Annotated in this window: 15 protein-coding genes and 2 tRNA genes; 10 read left to right on the forward strand and 7 right to left on the reverse strand. The window is 70.3% G+C overall.

Annotated features, from left to right (window positions below):
• Positions 1 to 11 precede the first annotated feature (11 nt).
• Both AB0B76_RS15790 and AB0B76_RS15795 read left to right on the forward strand, forming a co-directional pair.
• On the forward strand, positions 12 to 365 hold the full coding sequence (locus AB0B76_RS15790; protein ID WP_360375125.1) for a protease inhibitor I9 family protein: 354 nt from the start codon (positions 12 to 14) through the stop codon (positions 363 to 365).
• Complete coding sequence (locus AB0B76_RS15795; RefSeq protein ID WP_360375127.1) at positions 356 to 661, forward strand: hypothetical protein; 306 nt, start codon at positions 356 to 358, stop codon at positions 659 to 661. The genes AB0B76_RS15790 and AB0B76_RS15795 overlap by 10 nt, the downstream gene beginning before the upstream one ends.
• Positions 662 to 671: 10 nt before the next feature.
• Here the strand turns inward: AB0B76_RS15795 and AB0B76_RS15800 are convergent, their stop codons facing one another.
• Together AB0B76_RS15800 and AB0B76_RS15805 are read right to left on the reverse strand one after the other, a co-directional pair.
• Complete coding sequence (locus tag AB0B76_RS15800; RefSeq protein ID WP_360375129.1) at positions 672 to 1,925, reverse strand: mannosyltransferase family protein; 1,254 nt, start codon at positions 1,923 to 1,925, stop codon at positions 672 to 674.
• Between the two features lie 282 nt (positions 1,926 to 2,207).
• A complete protein-coding gene (locus tag AB0B76_RS15805; RefSeq protein ID WP_360375131.1) occupies positions 2,208 to 3,398 on the reverse strand; it encodes a hypothetical protein in 1,191 nt (396 codons plus the stop codon).
• Positions 3,399 to 3,530: 132 nt separating this feature from the next.
• On the opposite strand from AB0B76_RS15805, the gene AB0B76_RS15810 reads away from it, so the two are divergent.
• A tRNA-Ser gene (locus AB0B76_RS15810) sits at positions 3,531 to 3,621 on the forward strand.
• Positions 3,622 to 3,656: 35 nt separating this feature from the next.
• Positions 3,657 to 3,729: transfer RNA gene (locus AB0B76_RS15815), tRNA-Arg, on the forward strand.
• An 806-nt stretch (positions 3,730 to 4,535) separates the two neighbouring features.
• Here AB0B76_RS15815 and AB0B76_RS15820 read toward each other — a convergent pair.
• The gene (locus tag AB0B76_RS15820) at positions 4,536 to 5,555 is read right to left on the reverse strand and encodes a TIGR03118 family protein (protein WP_360375133.1); all 1,020 of its coding nucleotides are present in this window, start codon (positions 5,553 to 5,555) and stop codon (positions 4,536 to 4,538) included.
• Positions 5,556 to 5,828: 273 nt separating this feature from the next.
• Between AB0B76_RS15820 and AB0B76_RS15825 the strand changes: the two genes are divergently transcribed.
• Together AB0B76_RS15825 and AB0B76_RS15830 are read left to right on the forward strand one after the other, a co-directional pair.
• Entirely contained in the window at positions 5,829 to 6,062 is a 234-nt protein-coding gene (locus AB0B76_RS15825; RefSeq protein ID WP_360375135.1) for a hypothetical protein, read from the forward strand.
• 46 nt (positions 6,063 to 6,108) lie between these two features.
• A complete protein-coding gene (locus AB0B76_RS15830; protein ID WP_360375137.1) occupies positions 6,109 to 7,521 on the forward strand; it encodes a cytochrome P450 in 1,413 nt (470 codons plus the stop codon).
• Here the strand turns inward: AB0B76_RS15830 and AB0B76_RS15835 are convergent.
• On the reverse strand, positions 7,499 to 8,275 hold the full coding sequence (locus AB0B76_RS15835; protein WP_360375139.1) for a DUF4386 family protein: 777 nt from the start codon (positions 8,273 to 8,275) through the stop codon (positions 7,499 to 7,501). The genes AB0B76_RS15830 and AB0B76_RS15835 overlap by 23 nt on opposite strands.
• 77 nt (positions 8,276 to 8,352) lie before the next feature.
• Here AB0B76_RS15835 and AB0B76_RS15840 point away from each other — a divergent pair, with 77 nt between their 5' ends.
• The gene (locus AB0B76_RS15840) at positions 8,353 to 8,994 is read left to right on the forward strand and encodes a TetR family transcriptional regulator (RefSeq protein ID WP_360375141.1); all 642 of its coding nucleotides are present in this window, start codon (positions 8,353 to 8,355) and stop codon (positions 8,992 to 8,994) included.
• Positions 8,995 to 9,107: 113 nt separating this feature from the next.
• Here the strand turns inward: AB0B76_RS15840 and AB0B76_RS15845 are convergent, their stop codons facing one another.
• Positions 9,108 to 12,188: a VWD domain-containing protein gene (locus AB0B76_RS15845; RefSeq protein WP_360375143.1), complete on the reverse strand. Its 3,081-nt coding sequence runs from the start codon at positions 12,186 to 12,188 to the stop codon at positions 9,108 to 9,110.
• Between the two features lie 444 nt (positions 12,189 to 12,632).
• Entirely contained in the window at positions 12,633 to 13,463 is an 831-nt protein-coding gene (locus tag AB0B76_RS15850; protein WP_360375145.1) for an SAM-dependent methyltransferase, read from the reverse strand.
• 141 nt (positions 13,464 to 13,604) lie between these two features.
• Between AB0B76_RS15850 and AB0B76_RS15855 the strand changes: the two genes are divergently transcribed.
• A complete protein-coding gene (locus AB0B76_RS15855; protein WP_360375147.1) occupies positions 13,605 to 14,042 on the forward strand; it encodes a hypothetical protein in 438 nt (145 codons plus the stop codon).
• A 23-nt stretch (positions 14,043 to 14,065) separates the two neighbouring features.
• On the opposite strand, the gene AB0B76_RS15860 is transcribed toward AB0B76_RS15855, so the two are convergent.
• On the reverse strand, positions 14,066 to 15,031 hold the full coding sequence (locus AB0B76_RS15860; protein WP_360375149.1) for a helix-turn-helix transcriptional regulator: 966 nt from the start codon (positions 15,029 to 15,031) through the stop codon (positions 14,066 to 14,068).
• Positions 15,032 to 15,061: 30 nt separating this feature from the next.
• On the opposite strand from AB0B76_RS15860, the gene AB0B76_RS15865 reads away from it, so the two are divergent.
• A complete protein-coding gene (locus AB0B76_RS15865) occupies positions 15,062 to 15,709 on the forward strand; it encodes a hypothetical protein (RefSeq protein WP_360375151.1) in 648 nt (215 codons plus the stop codon).
• Positions 15,710 to 15,815: 106 nt separating this feature from the next.
• Entirely contained in the window at positions 15,816 to 16,577 is a 762-nt protein-coding gene (locus AB0B76_RS15870) for an SDR family NAD(P)-dependent oxidoreductase (RefSeq protein WP_360375153.1), read from the forward strand.
• Positions 16,578 to 16,587: the final 10 nt, after the last annotated feature.

Below are 16,587 nucleotides of genomic sequence, written 5' to 3' on the forward strand. Positions count from 1 at the left end.
CGCTCTACATCGTGCAGCTGGCCGGGGACCCGGCGCTGCGCACCGAGAGCGCTCGCGCCGCCGTGCGCGCGAACCGGGAGTCGGTCCTGCGGCGGGCCGGGATCGGCACCCCCGTGGTGGACTACGAGACCGTCTTCAACGGCTTCGCCGCCGCCCTGACGCCCCAGCAGCGCGAGCGGGTCCGCCGCGACCCTGGGGTGCGGCAGATCTGGAAGAACGAGCGGCGCATCGTGGAGACGATCAGCACCCCGGCGTTCCTGGGCCTGGACGGACCTGCGCGGGCACGCGGTGCGCAGCCCCATCGCGGTGCGCCCGGCTCGTCGGCCGCAGCGACGGCACCACCTCCGACGAGGAGGTGCCGCTGACCGGCGGTTCCGGGGTGTTCCAGGTGTACGTCGTGCAGTTCGCGCTGCCGCCGCGGCTGAACGAGCAGCTGGTCAAGGCGCACCTGTTCGTGGTCGGCGCCCCGCTCACCGGCAACCTGACCGTGACGCCGAAGACGCGGCCGGTCGCGCCCGGCTACACCCTGCACTTCGACGTGAACTGGCAGGGGCTGGCGCCCGGCAAGCGGTACCTCGGGATGATCGAGTTCGGGGACGGCTCGGTGGCGCGGGCCTGGACCACCGTGGCGATCGGCCCGCAGCCTCCGACGATTCCCTGACCCGCCCGGGTCAGGCCACGAACTGGACCTTCAGCAGGATCTGCGCCAGGAACAGGCCCTGGGCCATGAGAGCCAGGAACAGGTATATGCGCTCGACGTTGCGGCTCCGGCCGAGCATGGCCAGGATGACGAAGGCCGGGAACCACTCCATCGCGATGCGCGGGGCGGAGATCAGATAGTTGGGCCAGCCGGCCTCGGTGCAGATGAACAGCAGGATCGGCACGGCCGCGTACACCAGCAGGTAGTTCTGGTCCGAACGGAAGCCGAAGCGGCTCTTGCGGCGCAAGGCGAACAGCAGCAGCGCGATCGCGCCGAGCACCGAGACGACGTTGAACAGCCCGAGCAGGCGCCAGTCCTGCAGGTACGGCTTGTCGTTGAGCAGCTTGATCGTCTTCCAGATCGGCTCGCCGGGCCATCCGTATTTACGGTGCCAGCCGCTCTGGGCGTGGCTGAACGCCAGCCAGTCGCCGGTCACCCGGTAGAGGAAGGCCGAGAATGCGATGAGGCCGGTGGGGATCAGCAGGAAGCCGAGCGCGTCCCAGCGGATCTTGCGCACGCTCCAGCCGCGCTGGCGCATGTACTCCCAGGCGATCGGCGCGGCCAGGAGCAGGCCGAAGAGCCGTGTCCCGCCCGCAAGCGCGGCGGCGATGTTGGCGACCCAGAAGTGACCCTTGCGCGCGGCGTAGAGCGAGATGAGCACCAGCGCGATGTAGAGCGACTCGTTGTAGGCCGCGAACAGGAAGAAGCCCATCGGGAAGGCGGCGAGGTAGAGCGTCGTGCGGCTCGCGACCTCCGCGCCGAACTCCTCGTCGACCAGCCGGTGCAGCATCACCAGCGTGACGAGGGCGAAGAAGACGCTGATCGCCATCGCCGCCGGGAAGGCGCCGCCCGGGAAGATCGGATTGAGCGCCTTGATCATGCCCGGGTACAGCGGATAGAACGCCGGCGCGTAGTCGTAGAACTTGTACCCGTCCTCGGCTATCCGGACGTAGAAGATCGTGTCGTACTGGTACCAGGTGCCCAGCAGATCACTGATCCCCGGGATCCGGGTGGGCAGGAACCGCCAGGCGTAGAACGTGACGAAGACGTAGGCGATGCCGGCCGCGAGCCACACGCCCGAGGCCACCTTCAGCGAGCGCAGCCAGGGCTGCATCCACGGACGGATCCACGACCGCCATTTGGGGGTGGCGGCCGGGGCTTCCTCCGGCTCGATCCCGGTGGATGCCTCCGGAACGGCCTCGTCGATGGCTCCGACGGCGACCACGGCGGCCTTCCCGTTCACCGGTTCCGGGTCACTGGGGAATGCATCGATGTCAATATCGTTCACGTCGGCGGCGTCAGATTCGATAGCGCCAGAGGGGAGCGACACAGGGCGAGACTATACATAAGCCCAGTTCACGTTGGCGTCCCCTGCCCGGGGCCGTATTGGCTTCCACAGTGACCAAGACGTTGCCGGTTCGTTTCCGGTTGCTGTCCACGACGGCACTCCTCGCTCCCGTACACCCCAGTTCTACCCCGGGCGCGCCAGCCCGGGTTCAGGGTGTTCTCAGGGTTTGAACCCCCGGTAGTACTGCACCGCACGCGCCGCCAAACGTTCCGTGCTGCGCGCCGCCGTGACCGAGCCCACGACCATGCCCGCGCCCGGGACGAACCGCCGCGCGAGCCGGGCCGCGGCCGCACGCAGCAGGCCGGCGCCGGCCATCCGGGCCAGCGGGGCGGTGGTGGCGCGCCCGGGGTCCCGCCGCTCGGCCGCCCGCACCGCCTCCTCGGCGGTCTCGACGGTGCCGTGGACCCGCTGCAGCACCAGGAGCTCGGCGGCGCGGCGGCGGTCCTCGGGGTCGTGCCCGTAGGCGGCGGCGAGGTGGAGCACCAGCTTGGCCTGGAGCCAGGCGACGCCGGCCGCCTCGACCACCAGGCCGGCCGGGCCGACCAGGCCGGCGGCGAATCCCTGACGGCGGGCGCGGCGGACGAACTCGTGCGTGATGGCCCGTGACAGGGCGTCGCCGTTCGCGTCGGGGTAGGTGAACCGGTACCAGGCGACGCGCTGGCGGGCGCCCGCGCCGAGGTGGTCGACGGCGGCGAGCGCCAGGGTTTCGGGGAGATGGGCCGAGATGAGAGTTTGTTCACCAACTGAAAGGGTCGGGGCCGGCTCCACGGAGGGCGACTCGACGATCACCGGGGGTCGGGGCTCCTTGAGGGCCGCCGGTGGAGTGGCCTTTGTCACTGCGGCTTTTTTGGCGGCGGTCTTCTTGGCGGGCTCTGGGGTCGTTGCCTTGGTCGCCTTTTTCGCGGGGGTCGCCTTCTTGGCCGGGGCCGTCTTCTTGGCGGGGGCGGTCTGCGCGACCTCGACCGGGGCCGGGGCGGCCTTCTTCGCGGGGGCCTTCTTCGCCGGTGTGACCTTGGCCGGCGCGACCTTCGCCGGTGTGACCTTGGGCGGCGTGACCTTGGTCGGAGTGACCTTCGGCGCCGGGGGTGCGGGGGCCGGCTCCGGCGCGGGCGGGCGTGGAGGGGTCGCCGGCAACGGGGTCGAGGCCACGGTCGGGGCCGCCGGAGCGAACGGCGTCGTCGCGGCCGGGGTGCGCGGCCGTGGCGGAGCCTTCGGCGTGTCCTCGTCGGGCGTGTCCGCCGGAGGCGGCTCGAACCGGAGCGCCGTGTCGCCGAGGACCCGGATTTTCCGCGGTACCGTATCCGGGTCTTCGCTCTTCCGACGCGGCGGCGGCGTTGCGTCCTCTCCCATCTGCACGAGCGTAATGGCGAACCGCCCTGAGCACCCGTTCTGCGCTCGCGGCGCCTAATGGCGTACCCGCTTTGCCGGGCAAGTCGGGCGGCCTGTATCCTCGTACGGCGGCCCCCGGTGACGGGGATTGCTGGAGGCTTCGCCTAGTTCGGTCTATGGCGCCGCACTGCTAATGCGGTTTGGGTCTTAAAGCCCATCCCGGGTTCGAATCCCGGAGCCTCCGCGCAAAACCTGGTGTGTACACTAGGCAAGCACCGAGCGCCCGTAGCTCAACGGATAGAGCATCTGACTACGGATCAGAAGGTTAGGGGTTCGAGTCCCTTCGGGCGCGCAACATCAAGAGGCGGTTGACCTGCGGAAACGCAGATCAACCGCCTCTTGTTTTTCGTCCACAGTGGACTGTTGTGTTCCGAAAGGGATCCGCTGTTTCGCAATGGTCCAGGTCGGTCGGTGCTGGTTGGGATCCGTCCGTGCCGCCCAGTCTGGATCTTGCTCGGTTGGCGCCGTGCGCTGACCCGTAGCGAACTGGATGGTCCGGCCATCTGACATCCGTCGGATTCGGCGGCCGGAAAGATCGTCGTGGAGGCGGCCGGAAGGTGACCTACCGTGCTCGCCGGTCGGCGCCTGCCCGGCCGAGGCGAACTGTCGCCACCGCGGAACCCGGTGCTGCCTGGCCAACCGCGGTGCGGTCGAGCGAAGGCCCGGGTGAACTAGGCGTCCCGGTCGAACTGGTCACCGACATCTTCGCCTACGAACGGGCAGAGGGGCTCGACCGGCCGCGCAGGGCCGGCCTCAGCCCGCAACGCGAACGCGCCCTGCTCGCCGCGTTCCGCTCGGCGTCGGCCGTCGTTCCGCCCATGACCTGCTCTTCTCCGACGCACTCTTCTCGGCTGGATCCGCGCGTCGCCCGGCGTCGGGCGCTCATCACGCGGCGGCGTGACGAACTCGCCGGACTTGCGCTCCGCTCGGCGGCATGAGCGGGACCCGATCTTGGTGGTGATCGGCAGCGGCGAACGACTTCCCGACATGAGCCGTGGGGCCCCCGCGCCAGGGTCTGGCGGCGCGGGCTCCACGGCTTCACTGGTGACGACCGACGGTACGCGGAGACGCAAATGCCATGCGGCGTCGGCGCGGGGCTCAGCCGGTCGGGATCAGCTGGCCGACGAGGCCGTTGGCTTCGTCGTCGGGCCCGGCGCTGAACCACAGCGTCCCAAGACCACCGGTCGACGCGGTGCCGGGCAGCAGTGCCCACAGCCCGTCGATGGTGATGGGCTGGTTCTTGGTGTCACGCAGTTGCCCGAGGAAGCGGTCACCGCGGAACACGTTGATGCGTCCGTCGCCGAAGTTTCCGACCAGGAGCGCTCCGGTGAACTCGCCGAAGCCGAGGGGCGCGATGGTAAGGCCCCACGGTGCGTTGAGCGCGCCGTTTGAGGCGATGCGCTTGACCTTGGTGCCGAGGTTGGTGAACTCGTCGACGATACCGAGGCCGGGGCCGTGCGCCTCGTCGTCCGAGCCGGCCTGCTGCAGGGCATAGGTGACGAAGATGTGGTCGCCTTCGGCGTGGACGTTGAACGGCGCGTACCCCTTGGGCAGGTTCGGGTCGTGGAACACGTTCTTGGGCAGCTTGACCGGTCGGAAGTGCTTGTCGAACACGACGATGCGACCGCCGACGAAGTCAGTGGCGAGCAGGAACGGTCCGAACCTGGTGTGCACCAGGGCGAGGCCCTTGAACACCGCGCCGTCGACGTGGGCGACCAGAGAGGCGGTCGTACCGGAGACCTTGCTGCTCCATGCGGTCAGGTCGCCGTCTTCGCTCACGAACAGGAAGGTTGCCGGTGCTGACTTGCGGCCGACTTTGATCGCGAAGTCGTTGGTGTCGTTGAACGCCTGGCCGGTCGGCGCTCCGCCCGGGATTGTGACCGTCAGCCCGGCCTTGGTGACGGCGGCGCCGCGGACACCGCCCTGGTAGATGGTCGCCGTGTTCGTGCCGTTGTTCGCGACCCACAGCGGTCCGGTCGGCGACAGGGCCAGACCCCAGGAGTTGACCGCGTCGGGGTCAGTGATGTTGGCCTTGCCTGGCTGGTTGGAGACCTGGTCGATCTCGGCGAAGTGCGGCGTGTGCCTCGACGCTGACGCGTTCGCCGGCGAGGCGGACACCCCGACGAGCGCCGTCGCGCAGGCCGCGGCCAGACTTGCAACCGCGATGGCTCGAGAAGGTCTCCGGATGTGTATCTTTTCGAACACTGCGTTCCCCCGTTTTCCCCATAATGATGTTGATAGTGCTCTAATTGCCGTCACGTCGTGTATATCCGGCGTCTTGCGCGACCGCAGAGGTACTTGACAGCATCGTCCGAACGGCTACACGGGCACGCCGAAAGGGCCCATGTCCGTCAACCCTTCGGCCGATCGGTTGGCGAGTGCTACGACGTCATGCGGGGCAAGCAGCCGGTTGCCGCGCTCGCGGTGGCGCCGTCGACGAAGGTGACGATCGCCCGGGCCGCCGCGCAACCCACCCTGACGAGCGGCGGGTCGCCGTACGCCTGGTCACCGGTTCGGTCCAGCCCCTGCAAGATCATCGGGTGTCGGATTGTTCCAAAGCCGTTTCTTGAAACCCCGATCCGCATCAATCTGTCGCGCCGATCACCCGATGGCTTCGGCTGGTGACGGTCGGCGAGAATGGGCGTCTCGACGACGCTGAGGGTGAGCCGCCGTGACGGAGACCGCGACCTCGACCAATCCAGCCGCCAAGCGACCCCGGCTCTTCGAGCTCTCCCTGCGCGTCGACGCGGCCGGGCCGCGAGGCATGCAGATGGCCAACAATCTGGCGTTCTTCGCCCGCGGTCCGCGCTATGTGCTGCGGCGGATGGAGGGCTTCCCGGGGACGGTTGTACCGATCACCGACCGCTGCGGGTCTGTGGTCCTGCTCCGCGGGCGTGCGGCCGCACGGCAGATGTTCACCGACAATGAGACGTTCCACCGGCCCGATGGGGTGCTCGACCTCCCGCCCGGCAACGCATGGTCGCGGATGTTCGAGGCAGTGATCACCGCCAACGGATCCGAGCACACCCGGCGCCGCAAGCTGCTCATGCCGGCCGTCCACCGCACCGCGATCGCGCACTACACCGACGTGTTCGCGCAGACCTTCGCCGAGTCGCGTTTCGGTCCGGACGCCGAGCGGGGCGTGTTCGACGCGCGGGCCGAGTTCCTGCGCATCTCGAAGGCGAACATGCTGCGCTGCCTGCTCGGCCTCGAGCCGACCGACGAACTCGGCGAGTTGGCCGACGTTATCGTCCGGCTCGGCGGCGACGCGCTCAGCCCCGGCGTGGTCGCCTGGAAGCGCGACCTGAGCTGGTCCCCCTATGGACGGTGGCTGCGTCGGGTTGCCTGGGCGTACGAGCGGCTCGCCGTGCTCATTGAGCAGCGCCGCGCCGAGGCGCCGCGGGCCGACGCGCTGTCGATCCTGTGCCACACCACGGACGAGTCCGGCGACAGGCTCACCACCGACGAGATCGTCGGCGAACTGCACGGCTTCTTCTCGGCCGGATTCGAGACCACCGCGATGACGTTGACCGCGTCGCTGCTCCCGCTGCTGGGCAGCCCCGACCCGGACGGTGCCGAGACGACCGACCCGACCGACCCGGTGCAACTGGACGCAGCGGTCAAGGAGGCACAGCGGATCATGCCGGTCGTGCCGATCACGCTGCCGCGCCGGGCCGTCGCACCGGTGACGGTCGGCGAGACGGCGATCCCCGCAGGCGCGCTGGTGTTCGTCTCGGCGCTTCTGGAGCACCGCAACCCGGCGGTATACCCGGAGCCGGCGCTCTACCGGCCGAGCCGTTGGACCCGGCCCGACCAGGCGTCCAAACCGTACGAGTTCCTCCCGTTCGGGCTGGGGCCGCGCCGCTGCCTGGGCGCCGAGTTCGCCGACACACAGATCCGCACGACGCTCCGGCTCATCGCCGAGCACCAGCTCCCCAGCCTTGTCACCACGCATATCGGCTACGGCACCGTCAACGGTGTCGTCGCGGGCCCGCGCAAGCCGATGCTCGTGGACACCGCAACCGCACCGGGTCCTCGACTCACGAAGATCGGCGGCGGCGTCACGGCCGTCTGGCGCGGCTGATCGTCTCCGCACGTCGCGGCCCGGCGCCAGCCCCACTCGCTGACGCGTCCGGGAGCGATCCGGCCGATTCGCTCGCGACGGCCCGCGGTCCGCGCAGCAGCGCGACGCCGGCCATCGCGAGGAACAGCAGCCACACGACAAACCCGGCGTACCCAAGGCCGATCCACGGCGACCCGGTGGTGACGGCGACCGCCGGCACGGCGGCGACGACCAGCAGCACCGCGCCGACAGCCACGACGGGCGAGAGCCACCGCGGGACCAGACGCGCGAGGACGGCCGCGCGCCCCAGGCCGAGCAGTGCGAGACCGACGCCGGCCATGTTCACCGTGAACACTCCATTGTGGAATGTCCAGACGAGGCCGGCCAAGGTCGGATCGGCCGAGAGCTGGTCGCGCGCCGCGACCATCGTCAGCTGTACGACGTTGATGATCCCGAACAGCACGGCGACAACGATCGCCGACGCGGCGCCGAGCCGGCCCCACGCGGCGGCCGCTGGGTTACGCCGCGCGCACCACGCCCCGATGTTCGTGCTGAACCACAACAGCGCGGGCAGTCCCACGAGGTAGGTGACCACCATGAGGTGGACCGACCATGCGTGTTCGTGCAGCAACACTGAAATGTCCGATGTGGAGGCTTTCGCGGTTGGTCCGAGAACGCCGCGCAGGACGTTCTGGAACAGGATCAGTACGAAAAAACACAGCGCGGCACCACCGAGCATCGCGGTCGAGCCGCGGTCTTCGTGCTCCGTCACCATCGACAACCTCCGTTAAGTAAAGGTCACTTCTACTTGATAGAAGTCGATTATAATAAGGAGACCTCTAAGCTATCGGCATGTCAAGGCCAATCAGCCGACGTGCCCGTCAGGCGGCGGAGACCAGGCGAGACATCCTGGACGCGGCGTTACGGCTGTTCGCCGGGCGGGGCTACGCCGCTACCGCGATCGCGGACATCGCCGCGGAGGCAGGTGTCGCGGTGCCGACGGTCTACGCGAGCGTCGGAGCCAAGCCGCTGCTGTTGAAAGGTCTGCTGAAGACCGTCGACATCGAGGCCGGCGTACCGGAGTTGGCGCAGGCCCTAGGAGCGGCGACAGACCCACGGGAGGTGCTGCGGCTCGGGGTCCGGATCACCCGCCAGGTCGCCGAGCGCGGATCCGCCATCATCAAGGTGCTGGCGTCGGCCGCCGGCTCCGAGCCTGAGATGGGCCAGGCGTACGCGGAGGGGTTGGCCAAACACGGCGCCGGCGCGGCGGCTACGGTCGGCCGCATTGCGGCGCTCGGCGCATTGTCCGCGGATGTGTCCGAGCCCGATGCTGTCGCCATATTCGCCACGCTGACCGGCACGCCCGTGTACGACGGCCTGACCGGCCACGGCTGGTCCTACGACAAGTGCGAGACCTGGCTGCTCGACACCCTTGCGGCGCAGCTCCTGCGATCGCCCGGAAAAGTCGGCCGCACCGCCCATCAGCGCGGTTGATCATGGCGCCTTGGCGCGGTCTGTGGCACCTTCGGGCGCGCTTGATAGCGAGGGGCCTGAACTGCAGAAATGCGGTTCAGGCCCCTCGTCGTTTCCGTCTCCTGCGGACTCGGCTAGCTCTTCTTCGGCGTGAGTGTCCAGGTGCCCAGCTGCAGACCGCTGGTGCGGTAGGAGCCGCTCATCGTGCCGTCGGCCGCGACGGTGCCGGTGAAGTCGACGTACGAGCCCGAGCCGGTGTCGATCCGCAGCGTGACCGTCGTGCCGGTCACCTTGCCGGTGAAGGGGCCGCTGCCGTACAGCGGCGGCACGACGACCGCCTGGCCGGAGATCGTCCCGTCGGCCGACTCGGTGACGCCGGTCAGCTGCCAGGTCGAGTTGATGTTGTACGTCGTGTTGTGCAACGTGCCCGTGTAGTCGGCGCTGACCTGGACCGGTGCGCCGCCGGTGACGAACGCCTGGGCGCCCGCCGCGTCGGCGACGGCATGCGCGTCGCCGGTCAGGGCCGCGTCGAGGATGCACGCGTCCAGGAACGGCTGCGTCGATGCGCCGGCCGCGGTGCACACCGCCGCCGCCTGGTCGCGGGTCGCCGCCGGCAGGCTGCCGGTGCCGAGCACCGCGTACGGGAACGCGCGGTCGGTGAACGTGTTGGTGTCGGTGCCGGAGGCGTAGTCGAAGAGCGACTCCGCCTGGGCGACGCGCCAGCTGTTCGCGAACGGGCCGTACAGGTCGGCGGGCTTGGCCGGGTAGGCGATCGCCGTGCCGTCCCGGGTGGCCAGGTCGTTGGCCGCAACGCCGTCGGCGTTGCCGAACAGCCCGTGCACGTGCCCGTGGCGGGCCGTGGCGAGGCCGACGGAGATGCGGAAGTAGCCCGCCGCGAAGACGCTCACGAACGAGCCGTCCGGCCACTGCACGACCAGGGCGCCCTGCACGGATGAGATCGAACCGCCGCCCGGCAGTGCGTAGGGCAGCGCGGCCGGGGCGATCGCCGAGCCGTCGACGAGGATCTGCGGTTCGCCGGGGGTCCGGTAGATGCCGACGCGGTGGCCGGCGACCGTCATCGCGACGGCGGAGTTCTCCGCCACGGTGCGCGAGGACTGGAACCATGGCCGCTGGCGTACCTGCACCTGCATGTCGTCGGTGTCGGAGCGCAGCGCCACGAACTCACCCACCTGCTGGAAGTCGTAGTAGGCAAGGTCCGGCGTCACCAGGTGCGGGTCGCCGTACGAGCTGGCGCACGTGCCGTCGCAGGTCGGCTGGGCGCCCGGCGGCGGGGGCGGGGCCGGCAGCGGCGGCAGCGGGTCCGCGACGACCAGGTCCAGGTCCAGAATGCCTGTCGCGCCGTCGGCGTCGGCGACGCCGAGGCTCACCTTGTACTTGCCGGCCTTGGTCGGCGTGCCGGAGATGACGCCCTCGGGCGAGATGGTCAGGCCGTCGGGCAGGCCCTTGGCGGCCCACACGTAGGCCGGATGGCCGTCGTGGGCGGCGGCGGTGAGGTTGTACGCCAGGCCGACCGTGCCGTCCGGCAGGCTGGTGGTGTCGATGACGACGTCGCTGCAGCCGGGCGCCCGCTGGGCGCTGTACACGTCGTAGGCGAACGGCTCGGAAAAACCGAGCTCGAGCTTCTCGAAGAAGTCGTCGAGCGCCTCGACCTCCGAGGCGCCGCGCAGGCTCGGGTTCGCGATCAGGCTTACCTTCGCCGAGCCCCGGCACGGGTACTTGACCTCGTAGCGCACGCCCAGGCCGAGCGAGGCCTCGGGGCCGATGACGCCGTCGATGAGCAGCGCCACGCGGGGCACGACCGATGCCGAGACGCTCGCCGAGCCCTTGCCCACCTCGCCCAGTGGGGTCGCGCTGCCGCCGCCGCCGGTGGAGCTGGTGTTGTGCCAGCCGCTCGTGTCGTACTGCCCGGAGACGGTCGCGGTGATGCGGCCCTGGCCGTTGAACTCGGCGTCGAGGGAGGTCTTGGCCTCGAACTCGGTGTCGAGCGAGACGACCGGGGCCAGAAACAGCGGGAGCGGTCCGGGCAGCGGATACCGCCCGATCTTCCACGGGCCGCCGGCGACGTTCTCCTTGGTGTACTTGATGGTGCCCTCGCCCGACAGCTTGGCCGACCCGTTCACCGTGAGCGAGCCGGTCATCCCGACGTTGGCGCGCACGAGCGTGGGGACCGGCAGGATGCCGAACTTCCAGACGGTGCGGATGTCGATGTCGACGATCGGGTACAGCAGGCCGGTCGCCGAGAGGCTCGCGTCGGCGCCGATGGAGCCTTCGACTTCGATCTTGTCGGTGATGTCGCCGCGGCCACCGCCCCGCATGTGGTACTCCAGCGCGCATCCGACCGCGGCGGCGAACGGCACGCCCGCGACCGTCGCCGCGGCGCCCAGGCAGCCGCCCCCGCCGATCGAGGCGAAGCCGCCGCTGGCGGACGCGAGGGCCTTGGGCGCCGCGGCGGCGCTGGCCGTGACCGCGCCCGGCGGGGCCGTCTTCGCGGCGGCCGGTACCACGGGCGTCGGCAGCTTGATCGAAGCCTGCAGGTACATGTCGGTGAGCGTGGCCGGCGCGGTCTTGTACCGGTTGCCGGACACGGACACGATGCGCCGGGCCAGGCCGTCCGGCGTCTTCGGGCCCAAGCCGGCGACGAGGATCGTGCCGGCGTCCAGCCGCGAGTCGGGCCTGGTGGTGCTGAACCCGTCCGCGGTGACATCGGTGATCCGGCCCAGCAGCGTCTGATCGGCGACGAGCACGTCCGGGTCGACGACGGTGGCGGTGGGAGCGGGCGCCTTCACGGTGATGCGCACCGACGCCGCCGCGACTGTGCCGCCGGCGGTGCGCGCGCAGGCCAGGAGGGTGTGGACGCCGGGCGCGGCCGACGTCGTGATGCCCCAGTCGGCGTCGCGCCGCCACCAGTCGCCCTTCCACCACCGGTGCCGCTCGCGCCGGTCGGGCTCCACGCTGCCGATGAGCTGGCCGTCGCCGTAGAGGTCGATCGCGACGACGGAGCGGCTCCGCTCGCCGCCGACGATGCCCTCGACGTCGAACTCCGGCGTCTTGGCCAGGTCGATCGTCCGGCGGTCGTCCGGACCGGTGATGCTGAGCCGCACGCCGTTGTAGTGGCGCGGTGAGGAGCACGGCGCGGCCGAGGCCGCCGCCGAACCCGCGGTGCCGACCAATGCGGCGGCCGCCAGAACAAGCACGATCGGAATGCGCAACCAACGGTTGGCGCCATGCTTCCGGGCAATCACGGCGGCAGGTTATAACAGCGATATGAACGGCCATCGATACTTATCTCCAGGTGGCCGTCCACCACCTGGATGTCACCGCAAGAATGCCGGACAGGACCGGCCACATCCCCGCTGAACTGCTAAAACAGCGTGAAATCCGACCAATGTCCACCGATTGCACAAGAATTTCCCGCGACCGAGAAATCGCAGGTCGAAAGGCCTGGTGCGGCCCGCTCGGTTCGTCCAGGAAACGGAACGCCGCATTCTGTCGGCCGTTTTCGCGGACCGTTCGGGCAGAATCGCACGGCCCCACGGCCACATTCGGGTAGCACCGGTCCCGACGACGGTTTGAGGCGGCTGACGCCTCACTCCGGTTGACCTGCGGAACGCAGGCCAACCGCAGTGCGGCGGCGGCTGTTATCCGATGCGGGCGACCGCCGCGTTGCAGAAGACGTCCTCGACGGCGGGGCGGGGCTCCGGCTCGCCGTCCGCGCGCCAGTGGGCGACCGAGACGATGCCCGGCGCGACGAGTTCCATGCCGTCGAGGAGCGCGGCGAGCTGCTCGGCGCTGCGGGCCCGGAACCGTCCGTCGCGATTGGCCGCTTCCATCTGCGCGAGCTGCTCCGGGGGCATGTACTCGTAGGTGACGTGGGAGGCGACCAGGTAGCTGCCGGGCGGCAGCGCATTGGCGAGCGTGTTGATGATGCCCTTGGGGTCCTCGTCGTCGCGGATGAAGTGCAGGATCGCGACAAGCATCAGGGCGACCGGTTCGGTCAGGTCCAGGGTGCTGTGCAGGTCGGGGTCGGCGAGGATTCGGCCCGGTTCGCGCAGGTCGGCGTCGATGTAGGCGGTGCGCCCCTCGGGGGTGCTGGTCAGGAGCGCCCGGGCGTGGGTGAGGACGATCGGGTCGTTGTCGATGTAGACGATCCGGGCGTCCGGCGCGATGGCCTGCGCAACCTCGTGCGTGTTGTGCGCGGTGGGGATGCCGGTGCCGATGTCGAGGAACTGCCGGATGCCCTGCTCGGTCAGGTACCGCACGGCCCGTTGCAGGAAGCGCCGGTTCTCGGCCGTCGCGACCCGGATCGTCGGCGTCGCGGCCTCGATCTGTTCGGCGGAGCGGCGGTCGGCCTCGAAGTTGTCCTTGCCGCCGAGCCAGTAGTTGTACCGACGGGCCGGGTGCGCCACCGTCGTGTCGATCCGCTCCAAAGCTGACAGTTCCTGCTCGTGGCCGGACACCGGCTCTCCCATCGCTATATCGACATCCCGGGGTCGTGCACATCGTAGTCAGGCGGGGGTGCGCGAGCGCGCCGCCCACGGCCCACAGCCTATGGTTACCGCGGCCGCGGCAACACCGGCCGCGACGCTCGCCGCCGGCCATACGGTCGGCCCATGCAACGACCTCTCGCCGTCTGGATCGTCTCGCCGGTCCTCGCTCTGTGCGGGGTGGCCGGCTCGGCCGTCATCGGTCCGGCGCTGCTGGACGCCGAGGACTCGGCGGTGCTGGTCCTCGGCCTCGCTGCGCTCTTGTGCGCCGCCCAGGTCGCGGCGGCCGCGGCCCTGTTCCTCGGGGTCCGCTGGGGCCGCAGCGGATCGGCCGCGCTGTGCGCGCTCGCGATCGTCCTGGGCTGGCTGGCCGCGCTCACCGGGCACCTGAGCGGGGCGGCCGCGTTCCTGTCGCTGGTGGTCAACCTGACCTTGCTGTTCGCGCTGCTCGGCCGGCAGGTCTACGACTGGACCGGCGGCGAACGACCGCGGCCCGTATACGGCTACTACACCCGGCTCGACGGCGGCGGGGAGCCGGACGAGGACGCCACCGACGAGGCGTAGGACCGGCGATCCGGTTCCGCTGGTCAGCAGCGGCGGTTCGTGGCCGACAGATACCTCGACATGACGAAGACGATCTGCTTGGCCGGGTCGTCCTTGAGGTAGCCGCGCTTCCACCACTGCGTCTCGCCGGTGACGACGAACTGCTGGCCGGGGCGGATGTAGCCGCGGTGCGTACCGCCGCGGGCCTTGCCCGGCGCGCTGAGCATCGATCGGTCCCGGTCGCTGCACTGGACGTACGCGGGCTCGCCGCGCACCGGTACCACCGGCGTGTCACTGGCATCCGCGGCGTCGTCGGTATCGGCATCGGCGCCGGACGCCGCGGCCGGCGGGCCGGCGGGCGAGTCCGGGCGGTCGCGAAGGGTCAGCCAACCGATCGCGACGGCGACGCACACAATCGCGGCGGCGGACCACCACCACACCGGACGGAGGCGCGGCCGGCCGGGTAGTTCCGAGCGAGGCGCCTCGGTTTGCTCGGCCCCGGCCGGCGGCCGGCCGGGGGCGATCCGCTCCTGTTCGGCCGCGCGGCGCAGCGCCTCCAGCCGCCGCATCTCGGCCGCCGGAATGCCCAGCCGTTCGCCCATGATCTCGAACTGCCAACGGTCGGGTACCTTCCGGCCGCACTGCCACCGGGATATTTCCGAGGCGGAGGATGCGATCAATCCGGCCGCCGCGCGGACGGTCAGGCCGCGAGTTCTGAGAATACTTCGAATTTCCTCGCCGAATGCGGGTGCGTCCTGCGGCAGCAGCGCGACGTCGTCCCGGCCCGGTTGTCCCATCGTGGCCCTTCGCTCGTCCCGAAATGGTCGTGGTTCGACGTGAAACAGCAGTTCAGCACGGTCCGGTGTCCCGGACGTCCCGGGTGTCGCGCCGAGCCTGGCGGGACGCCCCGGCCGCCGGTGGACTGTTCTCACCGCCGATTGCCGACGAGACGCTACGCCCGGGCCGAAGCCTTTCGGCGGCGCATAAGGAAAACGCGGCGGGCCCTTCACCAAAACTTCAGGAAAGGACGAAAACAGATCATGCGAGTCTGGAAACTCACGGCAGTATTCGCGGTTGTCGCCGCGATGAGTGTGGCGCTGGCCCAATCCGCTTACGCGGGCAACGGGTCGACCAAGTACACCCATCCGAGCGCCTTGACGCAGGCCTCCTGCACGATCCTGGCCAACCGTCCCGGTGAGGGAGTGGTGGACTGGGGGTGGCCGAAGGAGCAGCGTTCGCTGCGCGGCGCGACGTACCACGTCGGAGTCCGGTACACGGTCGGCGACTACGCGCTCGTGCTCGACCTCGCCCGCAAGGCGGAGCCGAGCTGGGGCTTCATCGCACGGTCCTGCCTGACCGATCCGTACGCCTACGACGCCGCCGGCCACCGGCTGCCCGACCTGCGGGCGGTGGGTGGCAACTCCAAGACGAAGGACGTCCGGCCGGAGGCCCCCCACGCCGGCAAGCGCGCCCGGACGACCCCGCTGCACGTCGGTGCGGGCGCGGTGGGAACGCTGCGCAACGCCGGCAAGTCCTTCGTGATCGGCAACGTCCGGGAGGGCGATCCCTTCTACATCACCAAGGCGAAGTGCGGCAAGCACCAGCCGACGGCCTGGATCCTCGGCTACGCCCCGAGCTCCGGGCGCTGGGGGTACGTCGAGGCGAAGCACCTTCCCGCCTGCCTCTAGCGGCGCCGTCGTGAACTGAGCGAGACCGCCGGCCCCTGGCGCACTTCGGCGTCCGGGGCCGGACGTCGGCCGGCCTGATGCCGGCCCGAATGGGTAGCTTCGCGGTATGGGAACTTTGGACGGAACAGTTGCGCTCGTCACCGGGGCCTCCAGCGGGATCGGCGAGGCCGCCGCGCTCGCGCTGGCCGAACGCGGGGCCGCCGTTGCGCTCGCGGCCCGGCGCGGGGACCGGCTCGCCGAGCTCGCCGAGCGGATCGACGGCGACGGCGGGCGGGCGTTCGTCATCGAGGCCGACATCACCGAGCGGGAGCAGGCCGAGGCGGCCGTGCGCCGCACCGTGGAGGAGCTCGGGCGGCTCGACACGCTCGTGAACAACGCCGGGGTGATGCTGCTCGGGCCCGTGGTCGACGCCCCCGTGGACGAGTGGGAGCGGATGGTCTCGATCAACGTCATGGGGCTGCTGTACTGCGCCCACGCCGCCCTGCCGCACCTGCTGCGCGCGGCCGGGGAGGAGCCGCGCCGCGTCGCCGACATGGTCAACGTCAGCTCCGTCGCGGGGCGTGTCGCGCGCAACGGCAGCGGCGTCTACAACGCCACCAAGCACGCGGTCGGGGCGTTCAGCGAGGCGCTGCGCCAGGAGGTCACGGGGCGGTACGTGCGCATCTCGCTCGTCGAGCCCGGCGCCGTCGCCACCGAGTTGGCCGGGCACAACCGGCCCGAGATCCGCGACTCGATCGCGCAGCGGTTCGAGGGCGTCGAGCGGCTCCAGGCGCCCGACATCGCGGACACCATCGCCTACATCGTGACGCGCCCGCGGCACGTCGCCGTCAACGAGATGCTGGTCCGCCCCACCCAGCAGCAGAATTAGGGCGGTACGG

It is taken from the genome of Dactylosporangium sp. NPDC049140, from assembly GCF_040648435.1.